Origin of the sequence: Streptomyces sp. NBC_01275 (assembly GCF_026340655.1) — a bacterium.
In the GTDB taxonomy this organism is placed as follows: domain Bacteria; phylum Actinomycetota; class Actinomycetes; order Streptomycetales; family Streptomycetaceae; genus Streptomyces.
On sequence record NZ_JAPEOZ010000001.1, the window covers coordinates 4730077 to 4744882 of the forward strand.

Annotated in this window: 14 protein-coding genes, 1 tRNA gene and 1 pseudogene; 8 read left to right on the forward strand and 8 right to left on the reverse strand. The window is 70.7% G+C overall.

All coding sequences use genetic code 11. From position 1 onward, the window contains the following. Positions 1-426: 426 nt before the first annotated feature. The gene (serS, locus tag OG562_RS20830; RefSeq protein WP_266399933.1) at positions 427-1704 is read left to right on the forward strand and encodes a serine--tRNA ligase; all 1278 of its coding nucleotides are present in this window, start codon (positions 427-429) and stop codon (positions 1702-1704) included. Continuing rightward, positions 1701-2504 (forward strand): HAD family hydrolase, encoded by an 804-nt coding sequence (locus tag OG562_RS20835; RefSeq protein WP_266399935.1) that lies wholly within the window; start codon positions 1701-1703, stop codon positions 2502-2504. The genes serS and OG562_RS20835 overlap by 4 nt, the downstream gene beginning before the upstream one ends. Positions 2505-2611: 107 nt before the next feature. Here the strand turns inward: OG562_RS20835 and OG562_RS20840 are convergent. The 6 genes from OG562_RS20840 to OG562_RS20865 form a co-directional block, all read right to left on the reverse strand. Continuing rightward, positions 2612-2698: transfer RNA gene (locus OG562_RS20840), tRNA-Ser, on the reverse strand. A gap of 285 nt (positions 2699-2983) precedes the next feature. Continuing rightward, positions 2984-3226, reverse strand: a complete 243-nt coding sequence (locus tag OG562_RS20845) for a hypothetical protein (RefSeq protein WP_266399936.1) — start codon at positions 3224-3226, stop codon at positions 2984-2986. A gap of 126 nt (positions 3227-3352) precedes the next feature. Further along, the gene (locus OG562_RS20850; protein ID WP_266399937.1) at positions 3353-4072 is read right to left on the reverse strand and encodes an ABC transporter permease subunit; all 720 of its coding nucleotides are present in this window, start codon (positions 4070-4072) and stop codon (positions 3353-3355) included. An 11-nt stretch (positions 4073-4083) separates the two neighbouring features. Beyond that, positions 4084-4995, reverse strand: a complete 912-nt coding sequence (locus OG562_RS20855) for an ABC transporter ATP-binding protein (protein ID WP_266399939.1) — start codon at positions 4993-4995, stop codon at positions 4084-4086. Then, positions 4992-5900 (reverse strand): ABC transporter permease subunit, encoded by a 909-nt coding sequence (locus OG562_RS20860; RefSeq protein WP_266399942.1) that lies wholly within the window; start codon positions 5898-5900, stop codon positions 4992-4994. Before OG562_RS20860 ends, OG562_RS20855 begins: the two co-directional genes overlap by 4 nt. Then, positions 5890-6855 (reverse strand): ABC transporter ATP-binding protein, encoded by a 966-nt coding sequence (locus tag OG562_RS20865; protein ID WP_266399945.1) that lies wholly within the window; start codon positions 6853-6855, stop codon positions 5890-5892. The genes OG562_RS20860 and OG562_RS20865 overlap by 11 nt, the downstream gene beginning before the upstream one ends. Positions 6856-7153: 298 nt before the next feature. Here OG562_RS20865 and OG562_RS20870 point away from each other — a divergent pair, with 298 nt between their 5' ends. The 6 genes from OG562_RS20870 (at position 7154) to OG562_RS20895 (ending at position 12913) form a co-directional block, all read left to right on the forward strand. Further along, positions 7154-8020: a M24 family metallopeptidase gene (locus OG562_RS20870; protein ID WP_266399947.1), complete on the forward strand. Its 867-nt coding sequence runs from the start codon at positions 7154-7156 to the stop codon at positions 8018-8020. Next, positions 8017-9774, forward strand: coding sequence for an SDR family oxidoreductase (locus OG562_RS20875; protein ID WP_266399950.1), 1758 nt, complete (start codon positions 8017-8019; stop codon positions 9772-9774). The genes OG562_RS20870 and OG562_RS20875 overlap by 4 nt, the downstream gene beginning before the upstream one ends. Positions 9775-9984: 210 nt before the next feature. Next, positions 9985-10563 carry an RNA 2'-phosphotransferase gene (locus tag OG562_RS20880; protein WP_266399953.1) on the forward strand — a complete coding sequence of 193 codons (579 nt, stop codon included), beginning with the start codon at positions 9985-9987 and terminating at the stop codon, positions 10561-10563. A 25-nt stretch (positions 10564-10588) separates the two neighbouring features. Next, positions 10589-11032 (forward strand): hypothetical protein, encoded by a 444-nt coding sequence (locus OG562_RS20885; protein ID WP_266399956.1) that lies wholly within the window; start codon positions 10589-10591, stop codon positions 11030-11032. Positions 11033-11074: 42 nt separating this feature from the next. Next, entirely contained in the window at positions 11075-11977 is a 903-nt protein-coding gene (locus OG562_RS20890) for an LLM class flavin-dependent oxidoreductase (protein ID WP_266399958.1), read from the forward strand. A gap of 66 nt (positions 11978-12043) precedes the next feature. Then, positions 12044-12913 (forward strand): Cof-type HAD-IIB family hydrolase, encoded by an 870-nt coding sequence (locus tag OG562_RS20895; RefSeq protein ID WP_266399960.1) that lies wholly within the window; start codon positions 12044-12046, stop codon positions 12911-12913. A gap of 29 nt (positions 12914-12942) precedes the next feature. Here OG562_RS20895 and OG562_RS20900 read toward each other — a convergent pair whose 3' ends face one another. Both OG562_RS20900 and OG562_RS20905 read right to left on the reverse strand, forming a co-directional pair. Continuing rightward, entirely contained in the window at positions 12943-14004 is a 1062-nt protein-coding gene (locus OG562_RS20900) for a M23 family metallopeptidase (RefSeq protein ID WP_266399962.1), read from the reverse strand. Positions 14005-14129: 125 nt separating this feature from the next. Next, positions 14130-14747 (reverse strand): annotated as a pseudogene (locus OG562_RS20905) (hypothetical protein); the annotation flags it as partial. Positions 14748-14806 lie beyond the last annotated feature (59 nt).

The window sequence follows — 14806 nt, forward strand, 5'->3', positions numbered from 1 at the left end:
TGCCCCGCCGTTCCCCGCCACGTCGATCACCCTTCGTCCACCTGTTTCCTTCGATCAATCCTTTGGAGCGACCCATTTCCACCCGAAAGTGGGTGCGAGGGGCGTTTGGGCAAGGAATTCACCACCCTCCAGGCCGGGATCGGAATGATCAATTCCCGTGTCCACAGATCTTTCGCACACCCTGTGGATAACTTTCCCGGGGGTGTGGACGCCTGTGGACAACGACGCCTCAAGTCCCGTTCACCCCAAGGGATTCGAGTCAATGCGACGCCCGCCGTATGCTCCGTCCCAGGGAGTGAGACACTTTTTATTGACACGCTAGGCAATTACCCCATAGCTGAACGTAAGCCACTATTCGGAACGGGAGGGGACCCGTTCGGAATAGGGAGTCGTGAGCCGCAACCGGGCACCGGTAGCCTTGACCACGTGATTGACCTTCGCCTGCTCCGTGAGGACCCCGACCGTGTGCGCGCCTCCCAGCGCGCCCGTGGAGAGGACGTCGCGCTCGTCGACGCTCTCCTGTCTGCCGACGAGCGGCGCAGGTCGTCCGGCGTCCGCTTCGACGAGCTGCGCGCCGAACAGAAGGCGCTCGGCAAGCTCATCCCCAAGGCCTCGCCGGACGAGAAGGCCGAGCTGCTGAAGCAGGCCGGCCAGCTCGCCGCCGACGTCAAGACGGCCGACGCCGAGCGCGACGCCGCCGACACCGAGACCCATGAGCTGCTCCAGCGCCTCGGCAACCTCGTGCACCCGGACGTGCCCGTGGGCGGCGAGGAGGACTTCGTCACCCTGGAGACGCACGGCGAGATCCGCGACTTCGGCGCCGAGGGCTTCGAGCCCAAGGACCACCTGGAGCTCGGCCAGATCCTCGGCGCGATCGACGTCGAGCGCGGCGCGAAGGTCTCCGGCTCCCGCTTCTACTTCCTCACCGGCGTCGGCGCCCTGCTGGAGCTGGCCCTGGTCAACGCGGCGATCGCTCAGGCCACGGCCGCCGGCTTCACGCCGATGCTGACCCCGGCGCTGGTCCGCCCCCAGTCGATGGCGGGCACCGGCTTCCTCGGCCAGGCGGCCCAGGACGTCTACCACCTCGACAAGGACGACCTCTACCTCGTCGGCACCTCCGAGGTCCCCCTCGCCGCGTACCACATGGACGAGATCATCGACGCGGACCGCCTGCCGCTGCGCTATGCGGGCTTCTCCCCGTGCTTCCGCCGCGAGGCCGGCTCGCACGGCAAGGACACCAAGGGCATCTTCCGCGTCCACCAGTTCGACAAGGTCGAGATGTTCTCCTACGTCTCCCCCGAGGACTCGCAGGCCGAGCACCAGCGCCTGCTGGCCTGGGAGAAGCAGTGGCTGACCGCGCTGGAGCTGCCGTTCCGCGTCATCGACGTCGCCTCCGGCGACCTGGGCTCCTCGGCCGCCCGTAAGTACGACTGCGAGGCGTGGATCCCGACCCAGGGCAAGTACCGCGAGCTGACCTCGACCTCGGACTGCACCGAGTTCCAGTCCCGTCGGCTGTCGATCCGGATGCGCGAGGGCAAGCAGGTCCGCCCGCTGGCCACGCTCAACGGCACCCTGTGCGCCGTCCCCCGCACGATCGTCGCGATCCTGGAGAACCACCAGCAGGCCGACGGCTCCGTGTACGTACCCGAGGTGCTGCGCCCGTACCTCGGCGGCCGGGAGGTCCTGGAGCCGGTGGCCAAGTGAGCAACGGCTTCCCCTACCGCCTCATCGCCACCGACCTCGATGGAACGCTCCTGCGCTCCGACGGGTCGGTCACCCGGCGCACCCGTGACGCCCTCGCCGCGGCCACCGCGGCGGGCGCCGCGCACATCGTCGTGACCGGCCGCTCCGCCCCCTGGACCAAGCCCATCCTCGACGACCTCGGCTACCAGGGCCTGGCCGTCTGCGGCCAGGGCGCCCAGGTGTACGACGCCGGCACGCACCGCCTGCTGACGTCGGTGACCCTGGACCGGCAGCTGGCCGGGGTGGCGCTGGCGAAGATCGAGGCGGAGGTCGGCCCGCTGTACCTGGCGGCGAGCCGCGACGGCCTGGACGGGGACGTGCTGGTCGGTCCCGGCTACGCGGTCACCGGCACGCTTCCGGCGATGCCGTTCACGGACGCGTCGGACCTGTGGACGGCTCCGCTGAACAAGATCTACATACAGCATCCGACGCTGAGCGACGACGCGCTGGCCGAGGCGGCCCGCGAGGCCGCGGGCGGCTTCGTCACGGTCGCGATGGCCGGCGAGGGCATCGTGGAGCTGCTGCCCCTGGGCCTATCCAAGGCCACGGGGCTGTCGCTCGCCGCCCGCCGCCTGGGCCTGAAGGCCGCCGACACGATCGCCTTCGGCGACATGCCCAACGACCTCGCGATGTTCGCCTGGGCGGCGCGGAGCGTGGCCATGGCCAACGCCCACGAGGAACTGAAGGCCGTGGCGGACGAGGTGACGACGTCCAACGAGGACGACGGCGTCGCGGTGGTACTGGAGCGGTTGCTGGGCTGAGCCGCCCAGATCTTCTCTGGCGCGCTCAGTTCTGGTTCCAGTTCTGGTTCTACTTCCAGTTCTGGTTCTAGTTCTAGTTCTCGTCTGTCGCTTGGTCGGTTCTTCGGCGGAGGATGCACGGATCGAACGTGCGCGGGCTTTTCAACCCGACCAAGGCTTAGCAAGCCAGTGCCTTACCACTCGGCCAATCCTCCGGGTGGGCGGCCCACGCGAGAGCGACGTCGCGTGCTCGAAGCGGCCGCCCCGGGCAGCTCCCCTGTGCGGGGCGGGGTCGACGGAGTCGTAACTACTCCGGAACCCGCCGCTGGCTGCCCTGAAGGGAGCTCGACGGACTGCCGTGCATGGACATCGTCGGGCTCCTCTCCCAGTACGGGGCGCCGGATCCCTTCCGGCGCTGCGGGTACAACCACTGTGCCTGGGGGACGAGTTGGACGCCACCGAATAAAACGGCCGTGCGAGCACCAGCGCGCCCACGGCAGCTACCGGCGGCGCCACCTGCGGCGACGCGCCTTGCTGAAGAACCAGCCGGCGGGCGGCTCGTCGGAGCGCCACGGCTGCGGCTCGGGCTCCTCCGCGCGCCAGCGGGCGGCCAACATCCGGGCCCGGGCGGACGGCTCGGAGGTCTCGGCGTCCCGTATGAAGTCCTCGTCCAGGACGAGGTCGTCCCAGACCTCGCCCTCGGACCGCCCGCGACTGCCGCTCACCGCATTGTCGTCCGCCATCCCCGTCCTCCCAGCCATGTCCGCTTCGCCCAGTGTGCCGGGGCGGAGGTGAAGCCCCCGTCAAGAACGATCCGTCTCGAACAACCCGTCAGGAACGGCTCTCCGAGAGCGCCCCGGAAGGGCCGTTCACTCCTCGCCGGCCAGCTTCAGCGCCCGCAGCTTCTGCCCCGCGTACCAGGTGGCCAGCACGGTCACCGCGACCAGCAGCACCGTCGCCGTGGTCAGTCCGACGTCCGAGGTGACGAGGTCCCCGCCGGCCACCTTGTGGGCGACGGCCAGCGACCACTGCTGGACGCTGAGAGTGCGCGCGCCCGGCACCAGGGAGCCGAACAGCGCCTCCCAGACCAGGGCGTAGACGAGGCCGAAGACCACCGCGTGCCGGGACACCGTGCCCAGCAGCAGGAAGAGCGCGGCGTAGGCGATGGAGGCGACCAGTGCGGCCACCGTGTAGGCGACGGCGATCTGCTGGCCGTTGCCGTTGAGGATGTAGCCGGCGATCAGGGTGGGCAGTGCGGAGAACACCATCGTCACCGCGATCGCCACGATCAGCTTCGTGAAGATGATCGTCGGGCGCTTGAGGGGCTTGGACAGCAGATAGACGACGGAGCCGTCGTCTATCTCCGGTCCGATCGCGCCCGTGCCCGCGATGACGCCGATGATCGGCACCATCGTGGCGAGTGCGAGCCCGCCGAGCAGGTCGGACGCCGTCTGGTCGTCGGCGCCGGCGAGGCCGCGCACGACCACCGAGATCGCGATCAGCAGCAGGGGCAGGGCGCCCAGGATGAGGGCCCGCCGACGGCCGAGCAGGGCCCGGTAGGTGAGTCGGGCGACTGTGGGGTCGTACATCTTTGGGCCTCCTACGCCGCGACCAGGTACGAGAACACGGACTCGAGGGACTCGTCGGACGGCGAGACCGTCAGCAGCCGGATGCCGTGGTCCCTGGCGACCCTCGGCAGCAGAGCCGTGAAACGGCCGAAGTCGACGGCCTGGACGCGCAACGCGCCCTCGGCGAGGTCCACTTCGATGCCGGCCGTCGAAGGGTCGGCGATCAGCGCGGCCGCGAGGGTGCGGTCGTCGCTGGAGCGCACCAGATAGCGGTGCGGGCGGTCGGTCATCAGGCGGCGGATCTTGCGGAAGTCGCCGCTGGCCGCGTGCCGTCCGGCGACGACGACCTCGATGTGCCAGGCGAGCTGCTCGACCTCTTCGAGGATGTGGGACGAGAACAGCACGGTGCGGCCCTCGTCGCCCATGCGGCGCAGCAGGTCCATGAGCTGCATGCGCTGGCGCGGGTCCATGCCGTTGAAGGGTTCGTCGAGCAGGAGAAGCGAGGGGTCGTGGACGAGGGCGCTGGCCATCTTCACGCGCTGGCGCATGCCCTTGGAGTAGGTGGAGATCTTCCGGTCCTGCGCGTACTCCATCTCGACCGTGGCCAGGGCCTTCTGGGCGGCCTTGGTGCCCAGGCCGTGCAACTCGGCGTTGGCGACGACGAATTCGCGGCCGGTGAGGAAGTCGTACATCGCCTCGCGCTCGGGGACGATGCCGATGTGCCGGTAGATCTGCTCGTTGCGCCACACCTGCTGTCCGTCGAGGGTGACGGTGCCGGTGGAGGGGGCCAGGAAGCCGCCCATCATGTTGATCAGGGTGGACTTTCCGGCGCCGTTGGGGCCGAGCAGGCCGGTGACGCCGGGGCCGACGGTCATGGTGATGTCGTTGACGGCGACCACGTTGCCGAACCAGCGGGAGACGTGGTCGATGCTGAGCGTGGTCACAGGCCCACCTTCCGGTAGCGGCGGATCAGGAGGCCGTAGGCGGCGGCGATGAGGCCGAGGACGACGAGGACGTACGCCGCGCCCTCCCCGTTGGACGGGCCGATTCCGCCGGGGAAGGCGGAGGAGGCGCCCAGGAACGCGGACTGCACGCCGTCGATGAGCGTGACCGGCGAGAACAGGCCGATCCACGGGATGGCGCCGGTGCTGTTCTGCGCCTCGGCGATGGCCTGGAGGGTGGAGACCGCGCCGTAGGAGATGGTCAGCACGGCGATGACGGCGGCGATGCCGAAGCCGCGGCGTGGGGTGACCGAGGCGATGACCAGGCCGAGGCCGGCGAAGAGGAGCGAGAGCAGGGCCACGGAGACGAGTCCTTGAGCGAATCCCTTGGTCTGGTCGGCGAAGTCGAGCTTGGCCAGCAGCGCGCCCACGTACAGCACCAGCAGCGGGGCCGCGGTGAGGACGAACAGGGCGGAGGCCAGCGCCGCGAACTTCGCGCGTACGTAGTCCGCGGTCTCGATGGGCCGCGAGAAGTACAGCGGCACGGTCTTGAAGCGCAGGTCGCGCGAGACGGACTGGGGCGCCTGCGAGGCGACGTACAGGCTGATGACGGCCTGCATGACGATCGCGTAGCGCGTGTAGTCGACGGGCAGTTCCTTGGCCTTCGTGGCGACGGCGACGGCGACCATGATGGCCGCGGGCACGCACATCACCACGAACAGCAGCATCGGCAGCACCTTGGACTTCACCGAGCGGCCGAGGCCGTAGGAGCCGCGCAGGGACTGCGAGTAGAGGGACCGGCGGGCGTAGGCGCGGCCCAGGCGGGGGCCGTCGTAGCTGCGGTAGCCGATGTTGTGGATGCGGGTCTGGTCGCCCGAGGGGGCGGTGACCGGGTGCTCAACTGCCATGGCCGACGGCCTCCTTCCGCTGCTCGTCGCTGTCGTGGAAGACCTCGGAGATGTGGTGTCTGCGCTGTTCCATGCGCACCAGGCCGATGCCGAGGTCGGCGACCACGTCCCGGACGACGTCGTATGTCTCCTCGCCCTGTGCGGTCAGCAGCAGGACGTGGCCTGCGCCGGGCAGGGCGCTGTCGGCGTCGAGGACGTCGACCCCGCGCGCGTGGAGCGCCTCGCGCACCGCGCGGGTGCCGTCGGGGCAGGCGTCGGTGTCGGTGACCTCGATCGCCAGGGTGGTCGTGGTCTGGGTGAAGTCGGTGGTGGAGCTGGAGCGCAGGAGCTTGCCGCCGTCGACGACCACCACGTGGTCGCAGGTGCGCTCCAGTTCGCCCAGCAGGTGCGAGGTGACCAGGACGGAGATGCCGAAGTCGGTGTGGATGCGGCGGATCAGGCCGAGCATCTCGTCGCGGCCGACCGGGTCGAGGCCGTTGGTCGGCTCGTCCAGGAAGACCAGCTGCGGGTCGTGCACCAGGGCCTGGGCAAGCTTCACGCGCTGTTTCATGCCCGTCGAGTAGCCGCCGATCGGGCGGTAGCGCTCCTCGTACAGGCCGACGTGGCGCAGCGTGTCGGCGGTGCGTTCGCGGGCGGCGGTGGGCGGCAGGCCGGACATGCGGGCCATGTGCACGACGAACTCGGTGGCCGAGACGTCGGGCGGCAGGCAGTCGTGCTCCGGCATGTAGCCGACCCGCTCGCGGATGGCGGCGCCCTTGCTCGCGACGTCGAGGCCGAGCACTTCGGCGCGGCCCTCCGTGGCGGGCGACAGACCCAGCAGGATCTTGATCAGTGTGGACTTGCCGGCTCCGTTGGCTCCGACGAGTCCGGTCACACCGGGCCCGACGTCCACGGAGAGCCGGTCAAGAGCGGTCACCCGGGGGAACCGCTTGCTCAGGCTTTCGGTCGCGATCACAGTCACAGCTTCGAATTTAGTGACGCACGCCACGGAATTCGTCAGACCTCAGAGCCGTCTTCGCCTCAGACCTCAGATGTACGGGCCCGTAGGGGATCCCGTGCCTGAGAGCTACGGGCGGGCTCTACCCCAGGTCGCATCCCGGGGCGCGGGCCGGTCGTCGGCCAGGTCGCGGGCCGGGTCGCGGGCCGGGTCCCGCTCCGCCCTATTGACGCTTTCTCTAACAAGTGCCAGATTCGGGCGGGGTCAGGTTACGGACACGTACCGCAGTCGGCGCGGACCGGTGGGACGAGGTGGCATGACGACGGCAGTGACACGCGAACTCTCCGCTGAACTGCGGGGATTCAGGCGGGTGCAGCGCCTCGCCTATGAGTGCGCCGAGGCGGTGGCGGCCCGTCTGGAGCCGGGGGTGACGGAGCGCGAGGCGGCGCGGATGCTGCGGGAGTGGCTGCGCGAGCGGGGCGTGCGCGACTGGTTCCATCTGCCGTTCGCCTGGTTCGGGGACCGCACGGCGTTCACGGACTTCCGCGTTCCGCTGCAGTTCTTCCCGACCGGCCGCCGGCTCGAACCGGGGATGCCGTACATCCTGGACCTGGCCCCGGTGTTCGAGGGGTACACGGCGGACATCGGCTACTCGGGCGCGCTCGGCGCCCACCCGGTCCAGGAGAAGCTGGCGGCCGATCTGGAGGCGCATCGGGAGCTGATCCTGCGCGAGGTGCGCGCACGGCGGTCGCTGCGCGAGATCTACGAGGACGTCGACCGCCTCATGATCCGCCAGGGCTACGCCAACCGGCACCGCGCGTACCCCTTCGGCGTGATCGCGCACAAGGTCGACCGGGTGCGGGAACGCCGTTTCTCGCCGCGCCTGTTCGGGTTCGGGACGCAGTCCCTCAAGGGCCTGGCGTCCGACGCGCTGCACGGCCACCGAGAGGGCTGGTCGCCCTTGTGGTCGCCGTACCGCTTCTCCGACCATCCGCCGCGGCCGGGCCTGTGGGCGGTCGAGCCCCATCTCGGATTCCGGGGCACGGGCGCGAAGTTCGAGGAGATCCTGGTCGTCACCGACTCCAAGGACCCCGAACAGAGCGCCTTCTGGCTGGACGACGATCTGCCGCATGTGACGCGCTGGGCGCAAGCGACGGCTGAGACGAAGGCGGGGGCGAAGTGACGATGCCGGAAGGCGCGCGCGAGCGCTGGGTGAGCACGGGCGGAATCGAACTGTGCGTGGCCGAACTGGGGGACCCAGAGCGGCCGACGGTCGTCCTGGTGCACGGCTACCCGGACAGCAAGGAGGTGTGGTCCAAGGTCGCCGCCCGGCTGGCCGGCCGTTTCCACGTGGTGCTGTACGACGTCCGGGGCCATGGCCGCTCCAGCGCGCCGAAGCCGTTGCGGGGCGGGTTCACCCTGGAGAAGCTGACGGACGACTTCCTCGCGGTCCTCGACGCGGTCAGCCCGGACCGGCCGGTGCACCTGGTGGGGCACGACTGGGGCTCGGTGCAGTCCTGGGAGTTCGTCACCGTGGCGCGCACCGAGGGCAGGATCGCGTCCTTCACCTCGATGTCCGGCCCGTCCCTGGACCACTTCGGCCACTGGATCGACACGCGGCTGAAGCGGCCCACTCCGCGCCGGGTCGGCCAACTCCTCGGTCAGGGGGCCAAGTCCTGGTACGTGTATCTGCTGCACACGCCCGCCCTGCCCGAACTCGCCTGGCGCGGGCCCCTCGGCAAGGTCTGGCCCCGGCTGCTGCGGCGGATCGAGAAGGTGCCCGACAGCGGCTATCCGACGTCGTCGCTGCCGTCGGACGCGGCCAACGGAGCCTGGCTGTACCGGGACAACGTACGGACCCGGCTGCGCCGCCCGCGCGCGGACGCACATGCGCACACGCCCGTGCAGCTCATCACCCCCCTGGGGGACATGTTTCTGTCGGAGCGGCTGTACGACGAACTGGAGCAGTGGGTTCCGCAGTTGACCCGGCGCACGCTGCCTGCCCGGCACTGGGTCCCGCGCACCCGTCCCGACCAGCTCGCCTCCTGGATCACGGAGTTCGTCACGTCGGTCGAGGGCGGACGGCCCGAGCGGCGGGCCACCGGCCGTCATGCCGACCGTTTCGGCGGGCAGCTCGTGCTGGTCACCGGCGCGGGCAGCGGCATCGGGCGGGCCACGGCGTTCGCGTTCGCCGAGGCGGGCGCGCGGGTGGTCGCCGTCGACCGGGACGCGGAGAGCGCGGCCCGCACCGCCGAGATGTCCCTTCTGATCGGCGCGCAGGGGGCGTGGGCGGAGGCGGTGGACGTCTCCGACGAGCAGGCGATGGAGAAACTGGCGGCGAAGGTGCACGCCGAGCACGGTGTGGTGGACGTGCTGGTGAACAACGCGGGGATAGGTCTGTCGGGCTCCTTCTTCGACACCACGCCCGACGACTGGCGCAGGGTCCTGGACGTCAACTTGTGGGGTGTCATCCACGGTTGCCGGATCTTCGGCGGGCGGATGGCCGAGCGCGGCCAGGGCGGCCACATCGTCAACCTGGCCTCGGCGGCCGCCTTTCAGCCCTCCAAATCCCTGCCCGCCTACAGCACTTCCAAGGCGGCGGTCCTGATGCTGAGCGAGTGCCTGCGCGCCGAACTGGCCGGCCAGGGCATCGGCGTGACGGCGATCTGCCCCGGTCTGGTGAACACCAACATCACGTCCACGGCGACTTTCGTGGGCGTGGACGCGGAGGAGGAACAGCGCCGGCAGAGACGCTCCACGCGCGTGTACGGGCTGCGCAACTACCCGCCGGAGAAGGTCGCTGACGCGATTCTGCGCGCGGTCGCGCGCAACGAGGCGGTGGTTCCGGTCACTCCGGAGGCGCGGGGCGCGTATGCCCTGTCGCGGTTCCTGCCGCGGGCGTTGCGCGCGCTGGCCCGAGCGGAGCCACCCCTGTGAGATCCGCGAACGGAACGTGCAGGACGGCGTGTTGAACTGCCTTGCCTCAACTCATGGTCAGTCACATGATCTTGGCGAACGGGGCTGAGGCGTCAGGAAGTTGTCCACAGAATCGCCAATTAACCTGTGGATAACTACAGTTGGTTGTGGATCAAACCTCGGACCCAAAATCATATGCGTGATCCACGTCTCTCCCGCCATCCTGAGGGGATGAACCAAAGAGACAAAAATGAAAGAGACACATCCGAAAAACGTACGGTGAAGGTGTCGAAGTACCTCTCGAAGCACCTGCGGCACCAGCCCGAGCGCATCGGTCTCGCCCTCGACGAGGCCGGCTGGGTCGAGATCGACACGCTGATCGCGGCGGCCACGGCGCACGGGTTCCCCTTCACCCGGGACGAACTGGACCATGTGGTCGCCGCCAACGACAAGAAGCGCTTCGCCGTCGACGGCACCCGGATCCGCGCCAGCCAGGGCCACAGCATCGACGTCGACCTGGGCCTCCCCCCGGCGACCCCGCCGTCGTACCTCTACCACGGGACCGTCGCCCGCTCCCTGGACGCGATCCGCGCCGAGGGCCTGCGGCCGATGAACCGGCACGACGTGCATCTCTCGGCCGACCGCGAGACCGCGACCCGGGTCGGCGCCCGCCGCGGCCGACCCGTCGTCCTCTCCGTGGACGCCGGAGCCATGCACCGCGACGGCCACGTCTTCCACGTCAGCGCGAACGGCGTGTGGCTGACGAAGGCCGTGCCGCCCGGGTATCTACGGTTCCCCGAGTCGCACTGAGCGCTCGTTCGGCATGATCGTCGGTATGGACCACCTCCCCAGCACCGAGGCCGCCGTCACCGCCCTCCGCGCCATCGCCACCGAGTACGGGCTCGAGATCGAGGTCACCCACGACATCGGCGCCGACCAGACCTCCCGCCGCACCGCCGCGGGAGTCGGCGTGACCACCGATCCGGACGGCTCCCTGCCCCACGAGGCATACGTCGAGCTGGGCGGCCGACCGAGCGTGAGCGTGCAGCTCTACCCGGACGACGACGCCCTGATCAGTGTCGACGGGGTCCAGTGCCCCGACATCGCCCGCGACGACGTGCCCGCCTTCCTGCGCTCCCTCTACGAGAGCCACGCCTGGGTCAAGACCCGCCGCTTTCCGCCGAGCAGCTTCCTGATGGTGCCCTTGCCCGGCGATCGCGTGCACAAGGAGTTCATCTCGGTCCTGCTCACTCCGTGGCTCGCCGGACGCGTGCGGTGACTGTTTCACGTGAAACACGGTCGGCCGCATACGCTCGATGACATGAGTCTGCGTCTGAGCACCGTGATCCTTCCGTACCGCCGCTGGCACGAGGGCGGCCGTTCGGCCTGGACACGTGCCGAACAGCTCGGCTTCCACACCGCGTACACCTACGACCACCTGTCCTGGCGCAGCTTCCGCGACGGCCCGTGGTTCGGGGCCGTCCCGACGCTGACCGCCGCCGCGGCCGTCACCGACCGGATCCGCCTGGGCACGCTGGTGACCTCGCCGAACTTCCGGCACCCGGTGACCCTCGCCAAGGATCTGATCTCCCTGGACGACATCTCCGGCGGCCGGGTGACCCTGGGCATCGGCGCGGGCGGCACCGGCTTCGACGCCACCGCCCTCGGCCAGGAGCCCTGGACCCCGCGCGAGCGGGCCGAGCGGTTCGCCGAGTTCGTGCCACTGCTCGACCGGCTGCTCACGGAGGACTCCGTGTCGTACGAGGGCGACTACTACGCGGCGCACGAGGCACGCAACATCCCCGGCTGCGCGCAGCGTCCGCGACTCCCCTTCGCCATCGCCGCGACCGGTCCGCGCGGACTGCGGCTCGCGGCGCGGCACGGGCAGGCGTGGGTGACCACCGGCGACCCCAGGCTGTACGAGAACGGCACCCCCGAGCAGTCGGTCCAGGCCCTGCGCGACCAGGTCGAGAAGCTCACCGACGCCTGCGCGGTCCTCGGCCGGGACGTGGCCGAGCTGGACAAGATCCTGCTCACCGGGTTCACCCCGGACCGCGGCCGCCCGCTGGAGTCGCTGGACGCCTTCGTCGACTTCGCGGGCCGCCACCGGGAGCTCGGCTTCACGGAGCTCGTGGTCCACTGGCCCATCCCGGACTCCGACTTCGCCGCGGACGAGAAGCTCTTCGAGCGGATCGCCATGGAGGCCCCGGCCCAGCTCCGCTGACCGACCTCGGGCCCCTGTGGGCGGGCTCTCGCACGGTCGTCCGGGCCCATACGCGAGAATGGCCCGGTGACCTCAGCGACTCGACAGCCCGAGACCCCGGCCGCCGCCCTCCCGCCGCGGCTGATCGCCACCGATCTCGACGGCACTCTGCTGCGCGACGACAAGTCGGTGTCGCCGCGCACGGTCGCCGCCCTCGCAGCCGCCGAGGAGGCGGGCATCGAGGTCTTCTTCGTCACAGGCCGCCCGGCCCGCTGGATGGACGTCGTCAGCGACCATGTCCACGGGCACGGCCTGGCGATCTGCGGCAACGGGGCCGCGGTGGTCGACCTGCACGGCGGCCCCGGCAGCCACCGGTTCGTGAAGGTGCGCGAGCTGGAGCGGGACAACGCGCTGGACGCCGTACGCCTGCTGCGGGAGGCGGCGCCCGGCACGGTGTACGCGGTGGAGCAGACGTACGGCTTCTACCAGGAGCCGGCGTATCCGAAGCTGCACCTGGAGATCCCCGACAGCCTCGCGTCGGCCGAGCGGCTGCTGGCGCCGGACGCGCCCGGGGCGGGGGAGCCGGTGCTGAAGATCCTCGCGTTCCACCCCACGCTCGACCCCGACGCCTTCCTCGCCACGGCGCGGCTGGCCATCGGCGACCGCGCCACCGTCACCCGCTCCAGCCCCAGCGCCCTGCTGGAGATCAGCGGCCCCGACGTCTCCAAAGCCAGCACGCTCGCGCTGTGCTGTGCGGAGCGGGGCATCTCCCCCGCGGAGGTCGTCGCCTTCGGGGACATGCCGAACGACGTCGAGATGCTCACCTGGGCGGGCCGGTCGTACGCGATGGGCAACGCACACCCGGACGTGATCGCGGCGGCCTCGGGGCAGACCGTCGCCAACAACGAGGACGGCGTCGCCGTCGTCATCGAGAAGCTGCTCGCCGAGCGCGGGTAGTTCCCCCCTGGCAGCGCCTGTGGTCCCGCCTAGGCGACGGGCGCCCCGCGGGCCGCGAGCCAGGGCACCGGGTCCACCGCCGAGCCCAGCGCGGGCGTGACCCGTACCTCGAAGTGGAGGTGCGGCCCGGTGGAGTTGCCCGAGGTGCCCGACTGGCCGATCCACTGGCCGGGGGTCACCCGGTCGCCCTGGTCGACGGTGACGGCGGCCAGATGGGCGTACTGCGTCCAGTAACCGTCGGCGTGCTGGATCACGACCTCGATGCCGAACGCGCCCCCGCACGACACCCGCACCACCCGGCCCGCGCCCACCGCCCGCACCGGCGTCCCGATGGGCACCGCGAAGTCCTGCCCGGTGTGCCGGTGCGCCCACCGCTCGCCCCCGCTGCCGAAGCCCGCGGACAGGGCGTACGTCTCCACCGGCGTGACCCAGTCGGCCGTGAAGTGCGCCGGGGGCTGGTCGAGCCGTACCGCGCCACGGCAGGAGCCCGCGGCGACCGAGGCGTCCGCCTGCCCCTGCAACTGCCATCGCGCTTCTTCGAGCTTGTCTTCGATGTCCTTCTTCAGGGAGGCGAGTTCGACGTTGCGCCGCTCCACCGCCTGCCAGGCCGCGGTGGCCTTCGACTCGTCCTCGGCCAGCCGCGCCTCGGCCCGCCGACTCTTGCCGATCGCGTTGTCCACGGCCAGATCGGCCTGGGAGAAGACGTGCTGAGCGCGCATCAGCTCGTCCGGGCTGTGCGCCAGGACCAGCTGCGCGGCGACCGGCAGCCCGCCCCCGCTGCGGTACTGGGCCCGGGCGATCCGGCCCAGGTCCTCGTGCAGCACCGCGATCTCCTGCCGTTCGCGGCCCAGGAGTTCCTCCAGCCGCCGGGCCCGCCCCTGCCGTGCCTCCGCCTGGCGCCGGCCCGCCTCGTACCGCTGGGTGGCCACCGCCGCGTCCTCGTACAGCCGCGCCACCTGGGCGCTGAGCTCCGTGGCCGCGTCGGGACCGTCGCCCGCCTCACCGTCGGCGGTCGTGGGCCGGGCCGCGAGCACCGCCGCCGCGCACAGCAGAGCCGGAACGAGCAAGGGGTGACGGCGAGGTGAGCGCATGTCAGCGATCGTGTACCGGCCCGCCCGGCCCGTCCTGTTGGAGACGTACACCTGGGGGACCGGCCGCCTCCAATGGTCCAGCGCCCGGTCGGTACGGCTCCGGTTCCCGTCAGTGCGGGACCATGTCAGTACGACACCCGATCAGTACGGCACCAGGTCAGTACGGGTGCCTGCCAATCCACCGTCGTGCCCGCGCCGTCCACACCGATGCCCGGACCGCGCCGGCTGTCCCCGCCCAGGGACTCCGCACGCCGCTCCAGGTTCCGCAGCCCGCTGCGCCGGCCGCCGTCGGGGATGCCCACGCCGTCGTCCGCGACGGTCAGACGCACGCCCGGCCGTCGGTGAACGGCGGCTCCCCCGGCGGGGCGTGACGAGGATGCCCAGGACACGCCCGTCGCTCGGCAGGGGCAGCACCGTGATCGACCCGAAGCGCCGCCCGGCCGGGCTGAACGGGTCCGGGTCCGTGGCCGCGTCCTCGACGAACAGCGACTGTCCGTCGAAGAGTCCGGCGACGATCTCGCTCTTCGCCGGGATGACCTCTGGTCCAGCAGGGCCGACGGCTCGTCGGCGGCCACGGCGACGATCTCCAGGCCGCCGTCGTCTGCGGGCAGCAGCACGATCCCGGCGACCGATCCGGACGGTCCGCGGGCTCGTTCGTCGACCACCTGAAGGGCGTCGTCGGCGTCCCCGCCGGACAGCAGCGCGGTGGTGACGGCGACCGACCCGTCGATCCACCGCTCGCGAGATCCGCTCCAGCGTGGCCTTCAGCTTCATCCCGCCGCCGGTCCACGCGCCCCCTCCA

Bases quoted from the DNA above. Each gene is read 5' to 3' on its own strand.
- OG562_RS20845 (WP_266399936.1), bottom strand. From the start codon at position 3,226: ATGGCGGACGACAATGCGGTGAGCGGCAGTCGCGGGCGGTCCGAGGGC.
- OG562_RS20850 (WP_266399937.1), bottom strand. From the start codon at position 4,072: ATGTACGACCCCACAGTCGCCCGACTCACCTACCGGGCCCTGCTCGGC.
- OG562_RS20860 (WP_266399942.1), bottom strand. From the start codon at position 5,900: ATGGCAGTTGAGCACCCGGTCACCGCCCCCTCGGGCGACCAGACCCGC.
- OG562_RS20870 (WP_266399947.1), top strand. From the start codon at position 7,154: ATGACGACGGCAGTGACACGCGAACTCTCCGCTGAACTGCGGGGATTC.
- OG562_RS20880 (WP_266399953.1), top strand. From the start codon at position 9,985: ATGAACCAAAGAGACAAAAATGAAAGAGACACATCCGAAAAACGTACG.
- OG562_RS20885 (WP_266399956.1), top strand. From the start codon at position 10,589: ATGGACCACCTCCCCAGCACCGAGGCCGCCGTCACCGCCCTCCGCGCC.
- OG562_RS20890 (WP_266399958.1), top strand. From the start codon at position 11,075: ATGAGTCTGCGTCTGAGCACCGTGATCCTTCCGTACCGCCGCTGGCAC.
- OG562_RS20900 (WP_266399962.1), bottom strand. From the start codon at position 14,004: ATGCGCTCACCTCGCCGTCACCCCTTGCTCGTTCCGGCTCTGCTGTGC.